This window comes from Anoxybacillus tepidamans PS2, assembly GCF_000620165.1.
GTDB classification, from domain to species: domain Bacteria; phylum Bacillota; class Bacilli; order Bacillales; family Anoxybacillaceae; genus Anoxybacteroides; species Anoxybacteroides tepidamans_A.
The window spans coordinates 1-22,789 of the sequence record NZ_JHVN01000010.1; the positions used below are offsets into that span (position 1 = coordinate 1).

The window sequence follows — 22,789 nt, forward strand, 5'->3', positions numbered from 1 at the left end:
GACGTATACATGGGAAATGTCGAAGGAGTCCAACGAAACACGAGAAAGAAAAAGAAAGTCCACCGGAAGCAAGCACAAAAACTCTCGAATTGGTCGTTCGGGAAAGTGAAGCAATACCTCGCCTACAAACTCGCCCAACAAGGTATTCGCCTCAAAGAAGTGGACGAATCGTACACGAGCCAGACATGTCCTGTCTGCCAAAAAAGAAGAAAAGGTTCCCAACGAATCTTTGCTTGTTCTTGCGGGTATGAAGCACATCGGGACATTCATGGCGCCCGCAACATTTTGAGCAAGGCACTTTATCAACGAATGGTCCCGTGGCACATGCCAGCGACGCTCACGTATCTACGGATTGCCTAAGCAAGAAGTAGTAGATGGGTTGGACCGCCCCATCGGTGACAGACCGATGTTGCTTACTGAATCGGTCAAGAAGGCTTCCGATACTCCTATCGAGCCGAAGAAGACCACCTTCTTCTGCGCTGAAGCTTCTTCGATCGAGTGGTAAGAAACTCCCACCTCTAAATGAACTGTAGGTGGGAGAGGTTCATGAAATGACACTAAAATCACGATAATTCATAAGCCCCTCTTGTCGAAGCACCACATACAACAAAGAGGGGCATTTATTTTTTCACTTTTTTAAGATGCTTAAATACTCAATCCACGGTCCTACATCTTCTTTATACCGTTTAGCCATGACCCGAACGATTTGTGCGATGTGCGTCAAGTCATGAACGACCCAAGTAGACAACAGCTCTCTTAGTTTTACAGGGCCGAATGCCGGGTGGATGCCGGTTAATTCCAAATCAGGCTCCGATTCCATCAGCGTTTTTAGTTTTGCTAAATTTTGCGTGCGAAGCTGTTGAAATTCGACGAATTTTTCTTGTATCGTTCTGTTTCCTTTTTCGTTTAGGTGGCTAAATCGGTCAAATACAGGAAACGTTTTATTTTCCTCTTCTTGAAGGATGATTTCAAGCCTTGGAATCCAGTTTGTTTTCTCAGCGTCGATCAGGTGATCGATCACTTCCTTAGCATTCCAAGTTCCTTCTCCTTCATTGCACTCAAGCCATCCGGCGGATAAACCGGATAAGAAATATTCTAGGGCTCGCGGCGTTCGTTCTAATACTTCCATCGCTTCTTGTAAGTTGAAATTCATAACATGGCTCCTTTCTAATATTTATATGTGTCAATAAAGCATCGTATTTTTTCAGCCATCTGCCTGTGTATTTTTTTAACTCCGCCATTTTCGAATAGCAGAAGGAGTGGATAATTTTTGTCGCACTCTTCTTCTCTTCCTTTTTATTAGGTGCGAAAAATTATGATGAGGTTCCTCAAATTTTCTATGATGTGACGCTAAAAATAAGGTGAGGTAATCTTGAAAGTTGCGCTCCTTTAATTCATTGTTACTTTCCCATTCATAGTATTTAATGGAAGACAAGAATTCAAGAAAATCTTTATTTTTAAGCAACTCGATGGTCAAATCAATTTTTTCTTTTCTCCCCTTTAAATTCCTTTCTAACAGTTCCTGATTCGTTAAACCTTCCGGAACAATCTCGTTTTTTATGATTTGACGAATGACGCCTAATAGCAAATCGGTAAGTTCAATGCCAATTTCTTGGCGTTTCGGTATCAATGTACATTCTAGTACGCTAAATTGTTCACCGCGATACATTGATTGGATGTTCAATTGCTCTAATATCCTTTCGTCTAACTTGAAATCAGAAAACCTTCTTGAATGTTCAATAAAAATGCGTGATTTCACGTATACGTCTTTGCCATAATGTCGTAGTAATCCATACAATATTCTCTCGGGAATTTTAGTGTAAATCATCATTTGCATCATGCGCTCCGCTGTTTTTTGATCCTGATTATACAGTTTTTTACGGATATCAAGCGGATTAGCATTATAGTTAATAACATTTAGTTTGGTAAAACGTGCATACTTCGAAAAAACCTGGAATACCTCAAGAATATCGTTTCTCATTTTTCGATATCCGGTAAAGTCGGTCCAATGAAGTTTAGTGAACTCTTTGTTGCGAAGTTTTCGATTAAGTTCATTGAATTCAAAAGTTTCGTAGATTTTTGAAGGGATTGACAGACCTGCCATTAAAGTAGGTCTATCATTTTTTGTACCGCTTTCATCAAAAAAGAGATTCATCGTTTCGATACTCAATATTTCTCTTTCCATATAGGTCCACCCTTGACAATGAAGTGATTGTGTTATATGCTTGACCTACAATAAAATACTCGTTTCGAGAAACGACTGTTTTATTGTAGAATAGAAAGTAACTCGTCCCGAGGGGCGACTGAAATCTATTCGATTATATTACATTATGAAACGTATCGGACTAAGGAAAAGACACCTTAGTCTTTTTTATTTTTTATATTAACATTCAAATCAAAAGTGTACATCACGACGAGAGCGGCGCTTCATGCAGCAAGATTCATTTATAGTCGATATAATTGCAGCAAAACCTCTTGTATTGACTGATGAATTGGGCAACAAATACTGCTACATATATTATAGCACGTACGTTCTTTTTTAGGAGGAGGAAAAGTTTGATTGATCTTCAGACTATAGTATGTTAGGGGAGGTAAAAATACGGCATTTGAAAATATTTGATCGAAGGAGAGGAGAAACAAGCGTTTCATGAAAAGAGAATATATTTTCTCTCTACCAGTAAAGATTTAGGTCATAAAAATATTGGCAAGTGTGATCGCCGCCTGTAAGTTATTCCTTTAACATATCCATCGATTCATCTCCCACCTCTAAACAAAGTGTAGATGGGAGAGATTCATTAAAATCAATAAAAGTATGCTATCTTTTGAATATAAAAATTAAGAAAATGGAAAATAATCTGCATTACGAGTCATTCACTCTATATAGGATTTCTCAATAAATTTGTTTATAATAAGTTTCCAAGAGGCAATAATGATGAAATGCGTATGTTCAGGCTGCGGCTATAAAACTTTAGAACAGGAGCCCTTAGGGATTTATGAGATTTGTGACGTATGTTTTTGGTGAAGATGATGGTTTTCAATTTGCAAATCCTAATGGTGAAGGTGGGGCAAATATAGAATCATTCAGACAGCACCAGAAAGCATTTTTACAGGAATGTGTGAATCGAGTGCCGACACATATGGATGAACGTGACCTAAATTAGAAACTGCCACTGAGACATGTAATAGAACAAACTCGCGATATAACACAAACTAGCATCTCTATGAATAATAAGCTTGCCCTCCATGCCCCCTATGTACTAATAGAAACAATCAATGCAAATTACAAAATATAGATATTTTCTTAATATGACAATACACTTGTAGGTGGTAGAGAGTGGTCAAGAAGATGAAAGGTTTCATGAATTGATACAAGTGTTATGTGGTAAAGTAAAAGAAAGTAAAATATCAAAATTTCTGCCCTAATACTACTACCAAACATCGCCTCTTATTGTTTATTGAAATAAAAATATTCCATCTAGCAGGATTCCTTTTCATAAGTGAAGAAATTAGTACACAAAAGACGGACGAAAGGAGAAAAACAGATGACTATTACAAATCCAAGCCGCGAGGAGATCGGCGAAATTCTTGAAAAAGCGAAGCGCATTGCTGTTGTTGGACTGTCGAACAATCCAGAGCGTACGTCCTATATGGTGACGAAAGCGATGAAAGATGCGGGGTACGAGATTGTGCCGGTCAATCCAACGATTGATGAATGGGAAGGGATTCCGGCGGTGAAAACACTAAAAGATATTAAAGGACACGTGGATATTGTGAACGTATTCCGCCGTTCGGAGCATTTGCCGGAAATTGCCCGCGAATTTGCGCAAATCGATGCCGATGTATTTTGGGCGCAGCTCGGCATTGTGAATGAGGAAGCCTATCATTTTCTAAAAGAAAAAGGATATACGGTTGTGATGGATCGTTGCATTAAAGTAGAACATGCTTTAACGAAAAAGAAGTGAGAGACGTTCGGCCATCTTTTGAAGATGGTCATTTCCATTTTCAGCAGGAAATTGGCGATTTCAGCATGAATCGATAAAATAGGCATAGACGTTTATGAAATTTGTGCTACAATAAAACAGAAACAAACGTTCTTGTTTTTTGAAAGGGGTATGTGCGTGACGAATCAGCAAAGATACGAATACAACGATGATGCGATTCAAGTGCTCGAGGGGCTCGAAGCGGTACGGAAGCGACCGGGTATGTATATTGGCAGCACCGATAGCCGCGGCCTGCATCATCTCGTCTATGAAATTGTCGATAACTCCGTTGACGAAGCGTTAGCGGGATACGGAAGCTATATTCTTGTGAAAATACATAAAGACAACAGCATCACCGTACTCGACGAAGGGCGGGGGATGCCGACGGGAATGCACAAGCTCGGCAAGCCGACGCCGGAAGTGATTTTAACCGTGCTTCATGCAGGCGGAAAATTTGGACAAGGCGGCTATAAAACGAGCGGCGGTTTGCACGGGGTTGGCGCCTCGGTCGTAAACGCCCTATCGGAATGGCTCGTCGTGACCATTCACCGCGATGGGTTTATTTACCAGCAGCGGTTTGAGAATGGTGGAACGCCTGTGACGACGCTAGAGAAGATTGGAACAACAAAGAAAACGGGAACGATTATCCAATTTAAGCCCGATTCAACGATTTTTAGCACGACAACGTTCAACTATGAAACGTTGAGCGAGCGATTGAGAGAGTCGGCATTTCTATTAAAAGGGCTGCAAATCGAACTCGTTGATGAACGAACAGGCGCAAGCGAGAAATTCCATTATGAAAACGGCATTGAAGCGTTTGTCGCCTATTTGAACGAAGAAAAAGATGTCCTCCATCCAGTCGTGTATTTTGAAGGACAGCAAAACGGCATTGAAGTCGAATTTGCGTTCCAGTTCAATGACGGCTACTCGGAAAATGTGCTTTCATTCGTCAACAATGTGCGGACGAAAGACGGCGGCACGCATGAAGCAGGTGCCAAAACAGCGATGACGCGCATCTTTAATGAGTATGCGCGCAAAACAGGTCTATTAAAAGAAAAAGATAAAAACTTAGAAGGTTCCGATATTCGCGAAGGACTATCCGCGATTGTTTCGGTGAGAATCCCGGAACATTTGTTGCAGTTTGAAGGACAAACGAAAGGAAAGCTCGGCACAAGCGAAGCCCGTTCCGCCGTCGATGCAGTCGTTTCCGAGCATTTAACGTATTTCCTGCAGGAAAACCCGGACACTGGCGCAATGCTCATCAAAAAAGCCATTAAAGCGTACCAAGCGCGGGAAGCGGCACGCAAGGCGCGCGAAGAGGCGCGAAGCGGAAAAAAGAAAAAAGGAAAGGATGCGGTATTAAGCGGTAAACTGACACCGGCGCAGTCGCGCAACCCAAATAAAAACGAATTGTACCTAGTCGAAGGAGATTCCGCGGGCGGCTCAGCGAAGCAAGGACGCGACCGCCGTTTCCAAGCGGTGTTGCCGCTCCGTGGAAAAGTCATCAATACCGAAAAAGCCAAATTGGCCGACATTTTCAAAAACGAAGAGATTAACACGATCATCCATGCGATCGGCGGCGGCGTCGGAGCGGATTTTTCGTTAGAAGATATCAACTATGATAAAGTCATTATTATGACGGACGCCGACACGGATGGTGCGCATATTCAAGTGTTGCTTCTCACGTTTTTCTACCGCTATATGCGGCCGCTCATTGAAGCAGGCAAAGTCTACATTGCGCTTCCACCGCTCTATAAAATTAGCAAAGGCACGGGGAAAAAAGAAATGGTGGAATATGCGTGGACGGATGAACAGTTAAGACAAGCGCTCAAAAAGTTTGGAAAAGGATATACCATTCAACGTTATAAAGGTCTCGGCGAAATGAATGCTGATCAACTTTGGGAAACGACAATGAACCCGGAGACGCGCACGCTCATTCGCGTTCGCATTGACGACGCGGCTCGAGCAGAACGGCGCGTCACGACGCTCATGGGCGATAAAGTCGAGCCGCGGCGCAAATGGATTGAAGCCAATGTACAATTCGGCTTAGAAGAAGATGTGAACATTTTAGACCACGAACATGTATTGGCAGCTGAGGAGGGAGCAAGATGATAGAGCGGCTATTGGATTTGCCATTAGAAGATGTGTTAGGCGACCGTTTTGGAAGGTACAGTAAATACATTATTCAAGAGCGGGCGCTTCCAGATGCGCGCGATGGGCTGAAACCGGTGCAGCGCCGCATTTTATACGCCATGTATATGGATGGAAATACGGCGGATAAAGGGTTTCGTAAAGCAGCCAAGACGGTTGGTAACGTTATTGGTAATTTCCATCCACACGGTGACTCGTCTGTTTATGAAGCGATGGTGCGGATGAGTCAAGAGTGGAAGTTGCGCAACATTTTAATTGAAATGCACGGGAATAACGGCAGCATCGATGGTGATCCACCAGCGGCGATGCGTTATACGGAGGCGCGCCTTTCTCCTATCGCGGTGGAACTGTTGCGGGACATTGAGAAACAAACGGTCGAATTCGTGCCAAACTTCGACGATACAAGCGAGGAACCGGTTGTGTTGCCGGCGATGTTCCCGAATTTATTAGTCAATGGTTCTACCGGCATTTCCGCAGGATATGCAACGGAAATCCCACCGCATCACCTCGGAGAAGTAATCGATGCCGTTATTATGCGCATTGACAAGCCGAGCTGTACCGTTGATGATTTAATGACGGTGCTTCACGGTCCCGATTTTCCGACAGGCGGGATTATTCAAGGAAAAGATGGAATTAAAAAAGCGTATGAGACAGGGAAAGGGAAAATTATCATTCGCGGCAAGGCGACGATTGAAGCGGCGAAAGGCGGAAAACAGCACATTATCATCACCGAAATTCCGTATGAAGTAAACAAAGCGAACCTCGTCAAAAAAATTGATGAGCTTCGCTTCGACCGAAAGCTCGACGGCATTTCCGACGTGCGCGACGAAACGGACCGAACTGGCCTTCGCATTGTCATTGAACTCAAAAAAGATGCTGATGCGGAAGGTATTTTAAACTATTTATATAAGAACACCGATTTACAAGTGCCATATAATTTCAATATGGTTGCGATCCACGAGCGGCGCCCAAAGCTGCTGAGCCTTCCAGAATTGCTTGATGCGTATATTGATCACCAAAAAGAAGTGGTGACAAACCGATCACGATATGAGCTGAAAAAAGCCCACGACCGTCAGCACATTGTCGAAGGTCTGATGAAAGCGTTGTCGATTCTCGATGAAATCATTGCGACGATTCGCGCTTCGAAAGATAAAAGGGACGCGAAAGACCAGTTAATCGCTAAATATGCGTTCACGGAAGCGCAAGCGGAAGCTATTGTATCGCTTCAATTATACCGTTTAACAAACACGGACATTACTGCTTTAAAGCAGGAAGCGGAGGAGCTTGCGAAAAAAATTAGCGAATTGACGGCAATTTTGGCCAGTGAAAAAAAATTGTTGTCGGTCATTAAATCCGAGTTGAAAAAGTTGAAAAAAACGTATGCCGATGAGCGAAGAACGGTCATTCAAGAAGAAATTGAAGATATTAAAATCAATTTGGAAGTGATGATTCCAGCGGAAGATGTGATCGTTACCGTCACGAAAGAAGGGTATGTGAAGCGGACAAGCCTTCGTTCGTACACGGCGTCCAATGGGCAAGACTTCGGGATGAAAGAGTCGGACAGGCTGCTCGCGCAACTAGAGATGAATACAACCGATGTCCTCCTCTTATTTACGCGGCGGGGGAATTATGTATACTGTCCAGTTCACGAGCTCCCAGATATCCGCTGGAAAGAGCTCGGACAACATATTTCCAATCTCGTCCCATTAGAGAGGGACGATGACATTGTATCCGTTGTTCCGATCAAAGACTTTGAACAGCCGTTTGACCTTATGTTTATTACAAAACAAGGAGTAGTGAAACGGACAGAAGCGAAGCAATATAAAGTACAACGCTATGGACGTCCGCTCATAGCGATTAATCTAAAGGAAAATGACGAAGTAGTAAATGTGTATTTAACGGACGGACATCAAGATGTGTTTCTTGTGACCAATCAAGGGTATGGACTATGGTTTAGCGAAGAGGAAGTGAGTGCGATTGGTGTTCGCGCCGCTGGGGTCAAGGGAATTCAATTGAAAGACGATGACTTTGTCGTTGCCGGCTTCCCGATTATTTCAGCCGATACGACGAACATTGTGATCGCAACGCAGCGGGGAGCGGTGAAAAAAATGCCGCTTCATGAGTTTGAAAAATCGTCGCGGGCAAAGCGGGGGCTCGTCATGCTGCGGGAAGTCAAAACCAATCCGCACCGCATTGTGGCTGCTTTAGCCGTAGAGCATGATAACGGTTGCATCATGTTGCGGACGGAAAAAGGAGATATGGAAGCGTGGCCTTTGTCGCAATTAAAGCTCGTCGACCGTTACAATAGTGGCAAGTTTGTGATTGATAGCGAAGAAGCAGGAGAAATTAGGGAAATGTGGCCCGATTTTCATACCGATGAAAAATCGCTATATAATAAAGTTTAGTTTTACTAAATAGACAGAAAAAGGCTTTGGGGAAAAGAGGGGAGTTTCATGCGATTTAAACGGCAGGAGGCTTTTCGTTATCAATTTGGGCAGCCGCTTTCTTGCACGTTTCGCATCGTACGTATCGGCGATCAAGAAACGGAAAGCGAGAAAGGGACGTCCGAAATTTATGATATCAGTCCACGGGGGATGCGCATTCGAACATCATTGGATATTCCTCCTCATCCAAAGGACGTCCATGCTCAAATCGTATTTACGCTCAACGATGTAGAATTTACGTTTTTAGGAACGTTCGTCTGCAAAAAAGGTTTGCCAATGCGTATGACTATGAATTAAAGCTCGACGCATCCTACGAGCATGAAGAAATGTTAATACGTGAAATTAAACGATATGCTCTTCTTCATACGATCCGCCTAAATCGTCGTTCTCGATAAATAAAGGCAAGCAGCCGGTTCACGACTGCTTGCCTTTTTATTTAGCTAATAAGTTGTAAAAATCGATTGACGAACCTGTATATACAGATTAAAATGAAGTCTAAAGAAAAACGTGTATATACATGTTTTTGTAAGCGCTTAAGAGGGGGGCTTTTATGATCGCTTGGCAAGAGGAAGAAACGATATTTGCTCCATTGAATGGGAGGGTGATCCCTATTGAAGAAGTGCCGAATCCAACGTTTTCTCATAAGTTTTTAGGTGATGGGATTGCCATCATACCAAGTGATGGTAAAGTGGTATCGCCAGTCGATGGTCGGATCATTAATATTTTCGGTTCCAAGCATGCGATCGGCATTTTATCCGATAAAGGGTTAGAGATTTTGATTCATGTTGGACTAGAAACGGTGTTGCTCAACGGAGAGGGGTTTACCTTGCACGTAAAACGGGGGGAACGGGTAAAAAAAGGGGATTTATTACTTTCGTTTAATTTACGATTCATTAAGAGAAAAGCGGCTAGCATCGTAACCCCTATTATTATTACAAACAGCGAGATGACGAGCGATATGAAACTCGTATCCCCTAAAACATGTATCGCAGGACAAAGCGCCTTATTGCAGGTAGCCATGAAAAAGTCGTATTTGTTTAAAGTTTAAATAATTCGAATGGGGAAAAGCGGTTTATTAACAGGACCGCTTTTTATTATTTGCGATTAATAGCTAGTTCTCGGTTCCAAAGCCGTAAAACGCATTGTTGTATTTATACTGCTTGTTCAGTGTCGCTAAACGCTTCTTCTCTCGTAGAAGATAAATCTAGGAGTTATAATTAAAAGGAAACCGTTGCCGGGTAGCGAATGTTTTATTCGAGTTAAAAACATTTTTATTGACGAACCTGTATATACAAGTTAGAATGAAATTAACTTGTATATACAAGTTTTGAAAGCGGTTAAAAGGAGAGTTTATTATGTTTAAAAAGTTATTTAAGAGAAAAGAAGAGACGATATTTGCTCCTTTAAGTGGTAGAGTAATTGATATTGAGCAAGTACCGGATCCGACTTTTTCACAAAAATTGGTCGGCGAAGGAGTGGCTTTTGAACCTGCTGAAGGGATGGTAGTGTCACCCGTCAACGGAGAAATTATCCAGTTGTTTCATACGAAACACGCCATTGGCATTCGCTCTGAAACGGGGCTGGAAATATTAATTCACATAGGATTAGAGACTGTCATGTTGAATGGCGAAGGATTTACTGCCCATGTTCAAGTGGGGGAGCGGGTGAAAGTAGGAGATCGTTTAATCACATTTGATCTCGATTTGATTAAGGAAAAAGCAGCTAGTTCGATAACGCCCGTTGTGATCACGAACTATGATATGGTTCAGTCGATGGAGAAACTATCAGTTTCTGAGGCAAAGGCAGGAATGGACTTATTGATGCGTATTACCACAAAGTAACGTGTATTTTGTAAACGATTACGGAGGGATCATCATGAGTATAAGCAGACAATCAGTTGAAAAAATTATTGAATCGGTCGGCGGTAAAGACAATATCGTTGCGGCAACCCACTGCGTAACGCGTTTAAGATTCGCTTTAAAGGATGAGAGTAAAGTAGATAAAGAGACTCTTGAAAGCGTTGACCTTGTGAAAGGTTCGTTTTCGGCAAATGGTCAGTTTCAAGTTGTCATTGGCCAAGGTCTCGTCGATAAAGTCTACAATGAAATGATCGAAATGACAGGATTAGGCCGCGCCACGAAACAGGAGATTAAAGACGCGGCAGAAGCGAAGCTCAATCCGCTTCAACGAGCGATTAAAACGTTGGCGGATATTTTTATCCCGATCTTACCGGCGATCGTAACGGCGGGTTTGTTAATGGGGGTTAACAATGTATTAACAGGCCCAGGCATTTTTTATGAAGGCAAGTCGTTTGTTGAGGTGCATAAAGAGTGGGCGGATTTTGCGAGCATTATTAACTTAATTGCCAATACCGCTTTCGTGTTTTTACCGGGATTAATTGGTTGGTCTGCCGTAACGAAGTTTGGCGGCGGTCCGTTATTGGGGATCGTTCTTGGATTGATGCTTGTCCATCCTGATTTGTTAAATGCATGGGGATGGGGAGCGGCAAAGGAAAAAGGAGAGATTCCAGTATGGCATCTGTTTGGATTTGATGTACAGAAAGTAGGATATCAAGGCCAAGTATTGCCAGTTCTCGTTGCGTCCTATGTGTTGGCGAAAACGGAGCAGTTTTTGCGAAAGCGAATTCCTGATGCGTTTCAATTATTGCTTGTTGCGCCAATTTCCTTACTTATTACAGGATTTTTAGCGTTTATTGCTATTGGTCCGGTTACATTTTCCATTGGTAATGCGATCACAAGTGTATTTGTAACGATTTTCCATAACGTTCCGGCCGTTGGAGGCTTCCTATACGGAGCGCTATATGCGCCATTGGTCGTGACCGGAATGCATCATACGTTTTTGCCTGTCGATTTGCAGCTTATTTCTAGCACGGGCGGTACATTTTTATGGCCGATTCTAGCGCTTTCAAATATCGCCCAAGGTTCAGCGGCACTAGCGATGATGTTCTTGGCGAAAGATGAGAAATTAAGAGGGCTTTCGTTGACATCGGCTGTCTCTGCGTATTTGGGCATTACAGAACCAGCGATGTTCGGGGTGAATTTGCGCTTCCGCTACCCATTTATTTCGGCGATGACCGGAGCGGCTATCGGCGGCATGTTCATTACATTGAACAAAGTGATCGCTGCATCGATCGGTGTTGGTGGCTTGCCGGGATTTTTATCCATCGTACCGCAAAAATGGGCGCCTTTCTTCATTGGCATGGCGATCGCCATCGTTGTTCCGTTTGTTCTTACATTTGTATTTGGTAAACTGCGCAAAGAAAAATGATAGCGATCAAATACTTCTAACTAAACTATGTGCTAAATAACCAATAAAGATGTGACATACCATTGGCACGCAATCGCCAATGGTATCGTTTTTGCATGTTGTGTAGAGAGGTGGAATCAGATGGAAGAAAAACAATGGTGGAAAAAGGCGGTCGTTTATCAAATTTATCCAAAAAGTTTTAAAGATACAAACGGTGATGGAATCGGTGACTTGCAAGGAATTATCGAAAAGCTTGATTATTTAAAGATGCTTGGAATCGACGTCATTTGGTTGACGCCGATTTATCAATCGCCGCAACGCGATAACGGCTACGACATTAGCGACTATTTTAGCATTCATCAAGATTACGGAACGATGGAAGACTTTGAGCGTTTGCTTGCTGAAGCGCACCAACGAGGAATCAAGATTATAATGGATATGGTCGTAAACCATACTTCTACGGAACATGAATGGTTTAAGCAAGCGCGTTCATCGAAGGACAATCCATACCGCCATTTTTATATTTGGAAAGATGCCAAACCAGATGGAAGCGCCCCGACAAACTGGCAGTCGAAATTTGGCGGCTCAGCTTGGGAATATGATGAACAAACGGGCCAATATTACTTGCACCTATTTGATGTCACCCAGGCGGATTTAAATTGGGAAAATGAAGAACTGCGCCAGAAAATTTATGAGATGATGCATTTTTGGTTTCAAAAAGGCATCGATGGTTTTCGGTTAGACGTCATTAATTTAATTTCCAAAGATCAGCGTTTCTTGGATGATGATGGTTCGGTGCCGCCGGGGGATGGACGCAAATTTTACACAGACGGACCGCGGATTCATGAATTTTTGCAAGAGATGAATCGGGAAGTGTTTTCGAAATACAACATTATGACAGTCGGTGAGATGTCATCCACAACGATTGACCATTGCATCAAATACACAAAGCCGGAACGGCAAGAGTTAAATATGACGTTTAATTTCCATCACTTAAAAGTTGACTATCCAAATGGAGAAAAATGGACAGTTGCCGCTTTTGATTTTCTAGAGTTAAAAAGAATTTTATCTACTTGGCAAGTTGAAATGAACAAAGGCGGCGGCTGGAACGCTTTATTCTGGTGCAACCATGATCAGCCGCGCATCGTTTCGCGGTATGGGGATGATGGACGATATCGAAAAGAATCGGCTAAAATGCTAGCGACGGTAATTCATTTGATGCAAGGTACGCCATATATTTACCAAGGTGAAGAAATCGGAATGACCGATCCGAAATTCAATCGAATTGAAGATTATCGAGACGTGGAATCGTTAAATATGTATCAAATTTTGCGGGAACAAGGTAAAACGGAGGAAGAAGTTCTGGAAATTTTAAAGCGCAAATCGCGCGACAATTCACGAACGCCGATGCAGTGGGATGACAGCATACATGCTGGATTTACGATAGGCACTCCTTGGATTGATGTTGCTCCAAATTATCGTGACATCAATGTAAAACAGGCACTCGAAGATCCGACATCGATCTTTTACCATTACAAACGTCTTATTGAATTACGAAAACAGTATGACATTATTACAATGGGAGACTATAAGTTATTATTAGAAGACGATCCACAAATTTTCGCCTACGTCCGAAACGGCGAGAACGAAAAGGTTCTTGTTGTTAACAACTTTTTTGCAAAAGAAACGATGTTTGTATTGCCGAATGACTTTGATATTGAAGGATATAACAGCCGGATTTTGTTGTCTAATTACGAGAATTCATCGCAATGCGTGCATAAAGTCCCATTGCGTCCATACGAATCGATTGTGTATCATTTAACAAAATGATACAATACAATTCGGTGATGACCATGAAAGAGAATAAGTTTTTAGCCATTTATAACGATATTTTGCTTCATATTCGCAAAGGTACATTTCAACCGAACGATAAATTGCCCTCTGAAAACGAGTTATCCCAGCGGTACAATACGTCGCGAGAAACGATTCGTAAAGCGTTAAATCTTTTATCGGAGCATGGCTATATTCAGAAAATTAAAGGAAAAGGTTCGATTGTTCTTGATGTCGGAAAATATGATTTTCCTGTATCAGGATTGGTCAGCTTTAAAGAATTGACACAAAAAATGAAAAAACCGGCCCGAACGATTGTGCACGAACTGGAAAAAGTCGAACCTGATGAATATATTAAAAGGCATTTAGGTGTTACGAGCAAAGACGAAGTATGGAGAGTTGTGCGTGCTAGGGAAATCGAGGGTGAAAAAATCATTTTAGATAAGGATTTTTTTAATGAAAAATTTGTTCCATTGCTTACGCGCGACATTTGTGAAAACTCGATTTATGAATATATTGAGAACGAATTAAAGCTCAAAATTAGTTTTGCCAAGAAAGAAATGTTTGTTGATCAAGTGACGGATGAAGATCAAAAATATTTAGATTTAAACGGCTATGAACATATTGTTGTAGTGAAAAATTTTGTGTATTTAGAAGATGCCAGTCTGTTTCAGTATACTGAATCGAGACATCGGCTCGATAAATTCCGATTTGTTGATTTTGCGCGAAGAACACAGTGAACTGCATTTGTCCGATGACAAATGCAGTTTTTTTAATCCAATCTAATTTTATTAAACTATGTTCTAAATAATCAATAATAAGTAATAGTTTTTAGTATTTATGGTCATCCTTTTAATGAGAGGTGGTGAGAGTAGTTGCAAGGTACATGGATTTCACTATTGCCGTTTCTTGTTGTAATTCCACTCGCTATTTGGTTGCGCGAGATACTGCCAGGACTTGTCGCGGGCTTGTTAGTCGGTGCGTTTTTGTTAGAAGGTCACTGGCTTCGCTTTATTGAACGAGCGGTAGATGCGTTGCTGCAAACGGCGACGGAAATGGGGCATATGAAAGTCATTGCTTTTCTTTATTTATTTGGTGCGCTCATTGGCATGATGCAAATTACAGGTGGGATGAAAGGATTTGTTCAATGGATTAGCGGAAAAATCCATACGAAGCGTCGTTTGCTGATGTTTATTTGGTTGACCATTCCTTTTACGTTTTTTACTCCTATGTTTCGCATCATGCTCATTGGTCCTGTGATGAAATCGATGATCGAAAAATTTCGTATGGATAAACGAAAAATGGCGTATATGATTGATGTTTCCACGGAGCCAATTATCGTATTATTACCGATTGCTACGGCCTTTGTCGGATTTATGACATCTGTTGTTGAGGGGGGGCTCCGTCAGAATGAAATTAATACATCAGCTTATCATCTTTTTGTCGCGAGTTTACCTTATAATTTTTTTGCGATCATCGGGCTTGTTGTGGGGCTAGTGAGTACGTTTCGAAACATTCATATTGGAAGTGAAGAACATGAGAAGGAAGAAGAGGAGGCAAATTCGTTTCATCGGCTGGGGATTAAAAAAGAACTGGCGCTCGTTGTAGGCGAACCGCTTCATCTGTTATTTCCACTTGGTCTCGTTTTGATCCTCACGTTATTCTTCTTTTGGTACGATGGAACGAGCAAGGGAGCCAAAACAATCATTTCCGCGTTTTCTAGTGCGGATGCGTCGTTTGCGATGGTAATGGCGCTGTTTGTAACATTGATCACAACAGCGATGTTTTATTTATTTCGCCGTCAAAAGCTCCATGAATTGATTTATCACTTTTTTGATGGAGGCAACGAATTGATGGCGCCGATCGGCATGTTAATTCTTGTGTGGGCATTATCCTCTACAGCCGAAGGGTTAGGATTTTCCGAATATATTACTTCGACATTCGGAACATTTCTTCCAAAAGAAATTGTTCCTGCAACAATGTTTGCACTCGGTTCGCTCATCTCATATTTTATCGGAACGTCATGGGGAACATGGGGACTGTTTATGCCGCTTGGTGTGACGCTTGCAGCTGCGACAGGCGCTTCATTGCCAATGACGGTAGGAGCTGTGTTCGCCAGCGGAACGTTTGGCGCATTTGCTTCGCCGTTGGGAGATACAACGATTACGACCGCGTCAATTATGGATCTGGACATTATGGAATATGCCAAATATAAACTAAAAATCTCATTATTGTGCGGAGTTTTGGCATTAGTTGGATACCTTGTGATTCCGTTTTTCTTCTTGTAAATCGAGTCGATGGTGTCATCCATCGACCCATTTAAATATCAAAATAAACTATGTTCTAAATAATCAACAAAAAAATAAAAATGTAATTGCAATAAGAACGAATTTGCATTATGATAAGAAAAACATACTGACTAGTCAGTTAGAAAAGAGGAGAAGAAGATGACGGTTCATACGACAACAATAGCGGTTCGTTTTTGTGAAACGGATGCTCTTGGTCATGTGAATAATACCAATTATTTTGTGTATCTAGAAGAAGCTCGAATCCGGCTGTTTGAACAGCTTGGATACAGTACAGATGTACATGAATGGCGATTTATTCTCGCGTCTGCTAAATGCGATTTTGTTCGTCAGGCATATTTCGGGCAGACGCTAGAGGTGGAAACTAATGTAGGGAACATCGGAAACAAAAGCTTCCAACTCGTTCACCGCATTTTAGATGCTAAAACAAAAGCATTGGTCGCTCTTGGAGAAGCAACGGTTGTCTATTTTAATTTTGAAACACAAAAAAGCGAACCAATTCCCGACGAACTGCGAAGACATTTAGAAAAATACGCGGGGGCCGATATATCTAATCAGTTGAAATAAGCAAAAAACTGTCTAACCCGTTAGGCAGTTTTTTGCTTTATTTTTATGAACGCTTTTGTCTTCAATACATACAGTATCAATACAAATGACCGAAGGGAGGGATTGAGAAAATGAAAATTAAGGCGATCATTGGAGATACAGTGTTTACGTGTCGCGGGGAGTTGGAAATGTATTTTCAGCCGTTTCGCGAAGCCACCATTGGCACCGATTTTTTCTTTTTCTCTCCATTCGGAAAACAGCGAATGATTTATGCCGATTGGACCGCTAGCGGCCGTTTGTACGAGCCTATTGAACGAAAATTGATCGAAGAATTAGGGCCATATGTCGCCAATACACATACTGAATCGAATATTACCGGAACGAAAGTCACATTAGCTTACCAGTATGCAAAAGAAACGATAAAAAAACATGTAAATGCAGCACCAAATGACGTACTTCTTCCGGTAGGGGCGGGAACCACCAGTGCTGTAAATAAGTTACAGCGTTTACTCGGTTTACGTGTGCCGGAACAATTGCGTCCTTACTTTCAAATTCCAAATGAAAAAAGGCCGGTTATTTTTGTGACTCATATGGAGCATCACTCCAATTTATTGCCTTGGGCAGAAACGATCGGTGAAGTCATAACGATACGTCCAACGCGAACGGGTGATGTTGATCTTGACCATTTGCGGGAGTTATTGAAGCAATACGACTATCGACCGCTAAAAATAGGCGCATTTACTGCTTGTTCTAATGTCACAGGCATTGAAACGCCTTATCACGCTCTCGCAAAAATCATGCACGAACACGGCGGCATCTGTTTTGTGGATTTTGCGGCCTCCGCTCCATATGTGCCGATCAACATGCATCCGGCAGACCCATTGGAACAATTAGATGGCATTTATTTTTCTCCACATAAGTTTTTAGGCGGGCCTGGAAGCGCTGGTATTTTAATTTTTAATGCCCAGTTGTACAAAAACCGCATTCCAGACCATCCGGGCGGAGGGACGGTGCTATGGACAAACCCTTGGGGAGATTATAAATATATTAAAGATATTGAAACTCGGGAGGACGGAGGAACGCCGCCTTTTTTACAGACGATCAAGGCCGCGTTAGCCATTCAATTAAAAGAAAAAATGGGCACCCACCGAATGCTAGAAAGAGAAAAGGAATTAACGAGACTGTTATTGTCACATTTAAAGCGAATTCCAGATGTTCATGTGCTAGAAGGACATCGGGAAGATCGAATGGGTATCGTTTCATTCATTGTTGAGGGGATCCATTATAACCTTGTTGTCAAATTGTTAAATGACTATTTTGGTATTCAGGTACGCGGCGGTTGTTCATGTGCAGGGCCGTATGGTCATTACTTATTAGGGATCGATCAATACGAATCAGAAAAAATCGCGCAGCAAATTGAAAGCGGTAATCTGTTACCGAAACCCGGATGGGTGCGCATCTCCTTGCATCCTATTATGACGAACGAGGAAGTGTATGACATCATTCGGGCGATTCGCCATATTGTGCGCTACAAGGAAATTTGGAAACAACAGTATCTATATGATGAAAAGAAAAATGAATTTTATCATTCTAATGATGATCGCCACGTTCAGCAGCTTTTTGAACTTTAACATACCTACCGAGAAGTCTCCCACCTCTAAATGAAATATAGGTGGGGGAGGTTCATTATTTGCATATCATTTCCATCCCCGCCTTATAACAGGTACAATAAACACATACACATAAAGGAAAAAGAAGGGGAAAGCCAATGAATGAGTTATATCATTTATTTCTTCGTACCGAGCGGGAACAGCAATTACAACAGCGAGCATGGGAGCTTTCTGAACAATTCCGGACGCGCGCTGCTCAACATGATGAACAAGCAACATTTCCGTTTGATAATTTTGCCGATTTAAAAGAGGCGGGGTTTCTTTCTCTTACCGTGCCGAAGGAATATGGGGGAGAAGGCATTTCGTTATATGAATTCTTGCTTGTTCAAGAAACAATTGCTCAAGGAGACGGAGCTACATCTCTATCGCTCGGATGGCATTTAGGCATCATAATGAATTTGGCAGAACAACAAAAATGGCCTCGTGCGGTATTTGAGGGCATATGCAAAGAAATTGTTGAAGACCAAATTTTGTTGAATAGCGCGCACTCCGAAGCGGCGACAGGAAGTCCAGCGCGCGGCGGAAAACCGGAAACAACAGCGGAAAAGAAAAACGGCCGCTGGCGAATTTCAGGACGAAAGACGTTCACATCGCTTGCGCCTGCGCTTGATTACTTTATTGTATCGGCAACGATCAAAGAGACGGGAGAAGTCGGGAATTTTCTCGTTCCCAAAACCGCTCCGGGCCTTCGTATTGCTGAAACATGGAATACGCTAGGAATGAGGGGAACAAGAAGCGATGATTTAATTTTAGACGAGGTTGAAGTCGAGGAAGAAGCGCTCGTGGAATTCATTCATGCATCAAAGGCAAAAGGCCAAGCGCAAGGATGGCTTCTCCACATTCCAGCTTGTTATTTAGGAATCGCGATGGCGGCGCGGAATGAAGCGATTGAATTTGCCAAAACATATGAACCGAACAGTCTGTCACATCCGATTGCTGAAGTTCCAGAAGTGCGACGAAAAATTGCCCAAATCGATTTGGAACTGATGACGGCCCGTCATTTTATGTATGCGGTCGCCGACCAATGGGACCGCGATCCTGCGAAACGGCCTGAAATGAAAGAAGAACTGGCGGCAGTAAAGTATGTGGCGACCAATACCGCCGTTCATGTCGTCGATTTAGCGATGCGCATTGTCGGCGGTCAAAGTTTGTTTACGTCCAATCCGTTGCAGCGCTATTACCGCGATGTGCGCGCCGGGCTCTATAATCCGCCCGCAGACGATATTACCTTGTCGATCCTAGCTAATCGTGCGTTGAGAGAAAAATAACGCAGTTCAAAGAGCACATGTATTAGGAGACCTAAATATGTGTGCTCTTTTAGTTAGCAGTATTTCAAATTATTTTTTAACTATGTATTAAATAGTTGTTCTCGATGAACCTCTTCCACCCTTTCTTGGAGGGTTAAAAAAATCGTTATCCCAATGGCTTGGGATAACGATGAATGAGCGACTATTCAAGCTCTTTCCGCATGAACTCCGGCAGTTGGAAGCATTGCTTCAATACCGCTTCGTTCACGTATTTCGTATCATTTGGCAGAGATGCCGTTTCTGGAAGCGAAAGCGGAATGCTAGAGCCGATAGTAAAGCTCCATAGCCCGCCAGGATATGTCGGCACCGTCGCCGTATAAACCGCCACATGCGGGAATAATTGACGAATGTTAGCATGCGTTTGTTTTAAAATGTCTAAATGGAAAATAGGCGATTGGCTTTGGCACACCATAAGACCGTCATCTTTCAAAGCGCGCCGGACGCTTGCATAGAAATCGTAAGAAAAGAGCGCTTCTGCAGGGCCGACAGGATCGGACGAGTCAATAATAATGATATCGTATACGTTCTCACGCTCTTTTACAAATGCTACTCCGTCCGTGTAAATGAAGCGAACGCGCGGATCCGATAAATTTCCAGAAACAGCTGGCAAATGCTCTTTACATGACTGTACCACCATTTCATCAATCTCAACCATGTCGATCTGTTCAATATGAGAATATTTCGCCGCTTCCTTTGCTGCCCCGCAATCGCCGCCGCCGATGATGAGAACCTTCTTGGCAGATGGATGCAATTGCAATGGGATATGTGAAATCATTTCGTTGTAAATATGTCCATCGATAGACGTCGTTTGCACGACTCCGTCTAATACGAGCATACGACCAAAATCATATGAGTCCAAAATCATGACATGTTGGAAAGCTGATTGCTGTGAGAAAATAACGTCTTTAATGCGGTAGCTAATTTTTAGGTTCTCACGGTCATCCTCGGTGAGCCAAAGATCTCCGTTTTCGGTTTTGAGATAAGGCGGTAGTGAATCTTGTAGTTGTTTCATTGCAACCTCCCTCAGTTAATTCCCGTTTTTTCGCACCTTTCTAATAGTAATATATTTTGGGCAATGTGACAAACCTTTCTTATTGCCCAGTGCCAGATGAGTGCATTCCGCCACCTGAAGTGTCCGAAGACTGATTCCGCTTCTCTTCTTTTTCTTGACTATTGTTTCCACAGCCCGCAAGTAATGTAGCTATAAGAAACGTAACGGATAAAAGAGACAACCATGTTTTTTTCACGATATGTTCCTCCTTTTATTGATTTTGTAATCGTCTGGCCACCACCGCTGCCGCTCTTTCCCCTGATATCACGGCTCCTTCCATCGTAGAAAAATATGGCTGACGTGTATAATCTCCAGCGAGAGTTAGTCCTGAAATCGGTGTTTGCTGGGAAGGACGAAGATGATCATGTCCAGGCGCGAGTGAATGAAAGTCTTCCGTATGGGAAACAACACGGTAATCTGTCATATGTGTTTGTAGCGACATGCCAATTTTCTCCGCATCTTGACATACGATTTCCATGATTTCTTGAGAGGATCTCGAGAGAAACTGCTCTGGTGCGGCCAAAATAATAGACAACCGTCCCGGTATATGGCGAAATGTTGTCCGTGACTGTTCAGCGAAACTCGCAAGACATGTAAGAGGGGCGAAAGTCGTTCGGTCATAAGGGCGCAAAGGTCTGTCTGTATGAATTTGTACAGTGACGGCCGACATGGTTGGAAGCGTAAACAATGAAGCAAATGCTGGATGACTCGAAAAGTATGGCGCTAGCAGTTTTTTAGCGGCCCCTAAAGTTGTTGCTAGGATCGTTTCCTTCGCCCGAATCGTTTCGCCATTGGCGCTTACTCCACTAACGCGTCCGTTTTGCATCAGGAGTCCATCTACTTTCATTTCTGTAAGAATGATGCCGCCTTTTGCCTCAATTGCCTTTACAATAGGCAGTACCATCACATCTGTCATTCCGCCTTTAAAGGCGCCGATTCGCATTTTATAAAATCGAGGGATCGCCGGTTTCATTAAACCAAAAAAGACATAGGCCGAAAACTGTTCAATGGGCAAAAAGAAAATTCCCGTTGTTAACGGTCTTAATAATAAGTCGATTGCTCGATCGGAAACACCGTGCCGTTTTGCGTACTCATACACACTGAACTGATCCAATGCTCCTGGTCGAATGATACAGTCATAAAGTCCATGAATAAAAAAGGGAGCAATGAGGTCTTGTCGCGGAAACCGACCAGCTCATGGTTGTCAATGATTCCTCTTAAGAAGCGCAAAGGAGCGAAAATAGGCGCGATTCCGAACGTGCCGAAAGTGTCTCTGTCCTTTATAATATCGATTTCTTTTTCCCAATATAAAATCTCATTTAAACCAACACCGACACTTTGCAGGAGTCGTGGCAAAGCTCGGTAATAGCCGATAAAACGGTGAAAGCCAGATTCGACCCCCATTCCGTTGTCGTTCCATGATGCGGTACGTCCCCCGACAATCGGTTCGCTTTCTAATATGATGACTTTATATCCTTGTCGGGCAAGGTACCAGCCGCAAGTAAGACCAGCTAAACCTGCTCCTATAATGACGGCATCTTGCTCTTTCATGAATAACTCCACCTTCAACCTGTATTTGCTAGTAGTATGCCGCCGTTTACTAAAAATATAAAAAGGAACCGTCCTTGCTATAGAACGGTTCCTCATGAAGAGAAGTGGCGAAAAATCGTCTGTAAATGCTGTTTGTTTGAAAGCAGGTCAGCTAATGTATAGGAATCTAGTACACGCAAGAAGGCTTCTAGCGCCTCGTGAAGCACGTGTCTAAGTTGACAGACGGGAACGATCACACAGTGGCTGCCGTGGGCAGCAAAACATTCGACAAGCGACAAGTTATCTTCAGTATGGCGTACAACCGTACCGATCCGAATGTCCTCCGGTTTTTTCGCGAGGCGAATGCCGCCGTTTCGTCCACGAATCGTTTCGATAAATCCATGTTTTCCGAGTTCGTACACGATCTTACTTAGATGGTGTTCAGAAATCGAGAACACCCGAGAAATTTCTTTAATATTCGTTTTTTCTTCTGGCTCAAGCGTCCCTAAAAAAAGAAGTACGCGCAAAGCATATTCAGTATAGTTGGTTAACTGCATTTTTTTCACACCTTTAAATGCTTGGTTCGTTACTCATTTTACCATAACTTCATATTGATTGTAACAGAAAACGAAATGTGAACATTTTGTTAAAGATGTATTTGAAATATTGCTTTTTAAAGATGCTCTATGGTTCAATAAACATGTATA

General features: G+C 42.6%; 21 protein-coding genes and 1 pseudogene. 15 read left to right on the plus strand and 7 right to left on the minus strand.

The genetic code is table 11. The features are described from left to right. Positions 1-360, plus strand: a 360-nt coding sequence (locus N667_RS0109335; protein ID WP_027409328.1) for a zinc ribbon domain-containing protein, incomplete at its 5' end; no start/stop codon positions are given. Between the two features lie 268 nt (positions 361-628). On the opposite strand, the gene N667_RS0109340 is transcribed toward N667_RS0109335, so the two are convergent. Beyond that, on the minus strand, positions 629-1,153 hold the full coding sequence (locus N667_RS0109340) for a DinB family protein (RefSeq protein ID WP_027409329.1): 525 nt from the start codon (positions 1,151-1,153) through the stop codon (positions 629-631). Between the two features lie 75 nt (positions 1,154-1,228). After that, a complete protein-coding gene (locus N667_RS0109345) occupies positions 1,229-2,185 on the minus strand; it encodes a DUF3800 domain-containing protein (RefSeq protein ID WP_027409330.1) in 957 nt (318 codons plus the stop codon). Positions 2,186-2,932: 747 nt separating this feature from the next. Between N667_RS0109345 and N667_RS18500 the strand changes: the two are divergent. The 14 genes and pseudogenes from N667_RS18500 to N667_RS0109415 all read left to right on the plus strand — a co-directional run bounded on the left by N667_RS18500 (position 2,933) and on the right by N667_RS0109415 (position 19,462). Continuing rightward, positions 2,933-3,161, plus strand: a pseudogene (locus tag N667_RS18500) (CPCC family cysteine-rich protein). A gap of 381 nt (positions 3,162-3,542) precedes the next feature. Further along, positions 3,543-3,962, plus strand: a complete 420-nt coding sequence (locus tag N667_RS0109355) for a CoA-binding protein (RefSeq protein ID WP_027409331.1) — start codon at positions 3,543-3,545, stop codon at positions 3,960-3,962. A 150-nt stretch (positions 3,963-4,112) separates the two neighbouring features. Beyond that, complete coding sequence (gene parE, locus N667_RS0109360; protein WP_027409332.1) at positions 4,113-6,092, plus strand: DNA topoisomerase IV subunit B; 1,980 nt, start codon at positions 4,113-4,115, stop codon at positions 6,090-6,092. Beyond that, positions 6,089-8,536 carry a DNA topoisomerase IV subunit A gene (parC, locus tag N667_RS0109365; RefSeq protein WP_027409333.1) on the plus strand — a complete coding sequence of 816 codons (2,448 nt, stop codon included), beginning with the start codon at positions 6,089-6,091 and terminating at the stop codon, positions 8,534-8,536. The genes parE and parC overlap by 4 nt, the downstream gene beginning before the upstream one ends. Before the next feature lie 48 nt (positions 8,537-8,584). After that, on the plus strand, positions 8,585-8,872 hold the full coding sequence (locus N667_RS18505) for a PilZ domain-containing protein (protein WP_232223947.1): 288 nt from the start codon (positions 8,585-8,587) through the stop codon (positions 8,870-8,872). Positions 8,873-9,125: 253 nt separating this feature from the next. Beyond that, a complete protein-coding gene (locus N667_RS0109375; protein ID WP_027409334.1) occupies positions 9,126-9,623 on the plus strand; it encodes a PTS glucose transporter subunit IIA in 498 nt (165 codons plus the stop codon). A gap of 307 nt (positions 9,624-9,930) precedes the next feature. Beyond that, a complete protein-coding gene (locus N667_RS0109380) occupies positions 9,931-10,416 on the plus strand; it encodes a PTS glucose transporter subunit IIA (RefSeq protein WP_027409335.1) in 486 nt (161 codons plus the stop codon). A gap of 34 nt (positions 10,417-10,450) precedes the next feature. Next, the gene (gene treP, locus N667_RS0109385; RefSeq protein WP_027409336.1) at positions 10,451-11,863 is read left to right on the plus strand and encodes a PTS system trehalose-specific EIIBC component; all 1,413 of its coding nucleotides are present in this window, start codon (positions 10,451-10,453) and stop codon (positions 11,861-11,863) included. Positions 11,864-11,983: 120 nt separating this feature from the next. Beyond that, entirely contained in the window at positions 11,984-13,672 is a 1,689-nt protein-coding gene (gene treC / locus N667_RS0109390) for an alpha,alpha-phosphotrehalase (RefSeq protein ID WP_027409337.1), read from the plus strand. Between the two features lie 23 nt (positions 13,673-13,695). Beyond that, positions 13,696-14,412, plus strand: a complete 717-nt coding sequence (gene treR, locus N667_RS0109395) for a trehalose operon repressor (protein ID WP_027409338.1) — start codon at positions 13,696-13,698, stop codon at positions 14,410-14,412. 135 nt (positions 14,413-14,547) lie between these two features. Further along, positions 14,548-15,960, plus strand: a complete 1,413-nt coding sequence (locus tag N667_RS0109400) for a Na+/H+ antiporter NhaC family protein (protein ID WP_027409339.1) — start codon at positions 14,548-14,550, stop codon at positions 15,958-15,960. 159 nt (positions 15,961-16,119) lie between these two features. After that, positions 16,120-16,545: an acyl-CoA thioesterase gene (locus tag N667_RS0109405; protein WP_027409340.1), complete on the plus strand. Its 426-nt coding sequence runs from the start codon at positions 16,120-16,122 to the stop codon at positions 16,543-16,545. A 110-nt stretch (positions 16,546-16,655) separates the two neighbouring features. Next, entirely contained in the window at positions 16,656-18,155 is a 1,500-nt protein-coding gene (locus N667_RS0109410; protein WP_027409341.1) for an aminotransferase class V-fold PLP-dependent enzyme, read from the plus strand. A gap of 137 nt (positions 18,156-18,292) precedes the next feature. Further along, on the plus strand, positions 18,293-19,462 hold the full coding sequence (locus N667_RS0109415; RefSeq protein ID WP_027409342.1) for an acyl-CoA dehydrogenase family protein: 1,170 nt from the start codon (positions 18,293-18,295) through the stop codon (positions 19,460-19,462). 181 nt (positions 19,463-19,643) lie between these two features. Here N667_RS0109415 and speE read toward each other — a convergent pair whose 3' ends face one another. The 5 genes from speE to N667_RS0109435 all read right to left on the minus strand — a co-directional run bounded on the left by speE (position 19,644) and on the right by N667_RS0109435 (position 22,639). Beyond that, positions 19,644-20,513, minus strand: coding sequence for a polyamine aminopropyltransferase (speE, locus tag N667_RS0109420; RefSeq protein WP_027409343.1), 870 nt, complete (start codon positions 20,511-20,513; stop codon positions 19,644-19,646). 79 nt (positions 20,514-20,592) lie between these two features. Beyond that, a complete protein-coding gene (locus N667_RS20010) occupies positions 20,593-20,748 on the minus strand; it encodes a hypothetical protein (RefSeq protein WP_198020537.1) in 156 nt (51 codons plus the stop codon). A gap of 15 nt (positions 20,749-20,763) precedes the next feature. After that, entirely contained in the window at positions 20,764-21,666 is a 903-nt protein-coding gene (locus tag N667_RS19435) for an FAD-dependent oxidoreductase (protein WP_232223948.1), read from the minus strand. After that, positions 21,594-22,103, minus strand: coding sequence for an FAD-dependent oxidoreductase (locus N667_RS20170; protein WP_051530014.1), 510 nt, complete (start codon positions 22,101-22,103; stop codon positions 21,594-21,596). Before N667_RS20170 ends, N667_RS19435 begins: the two co-directional genes overlap by 73 nt. A 92-nt stretch (positions 22,104-22,195) precedes the next feature. Continuing rightward, positions 22,196-22,639, minus strand: coding sequence for an Rrf2 family transcriptional regulator (locus N667_RS0109435; protein WP_027409344.1), 444 nt, complete (start codon positions 22,637-22,639; stop codon positions 22,196-22,198). Between the last annotated feature and the right edge of the window lie 150 nt (positions 22,640-22,789).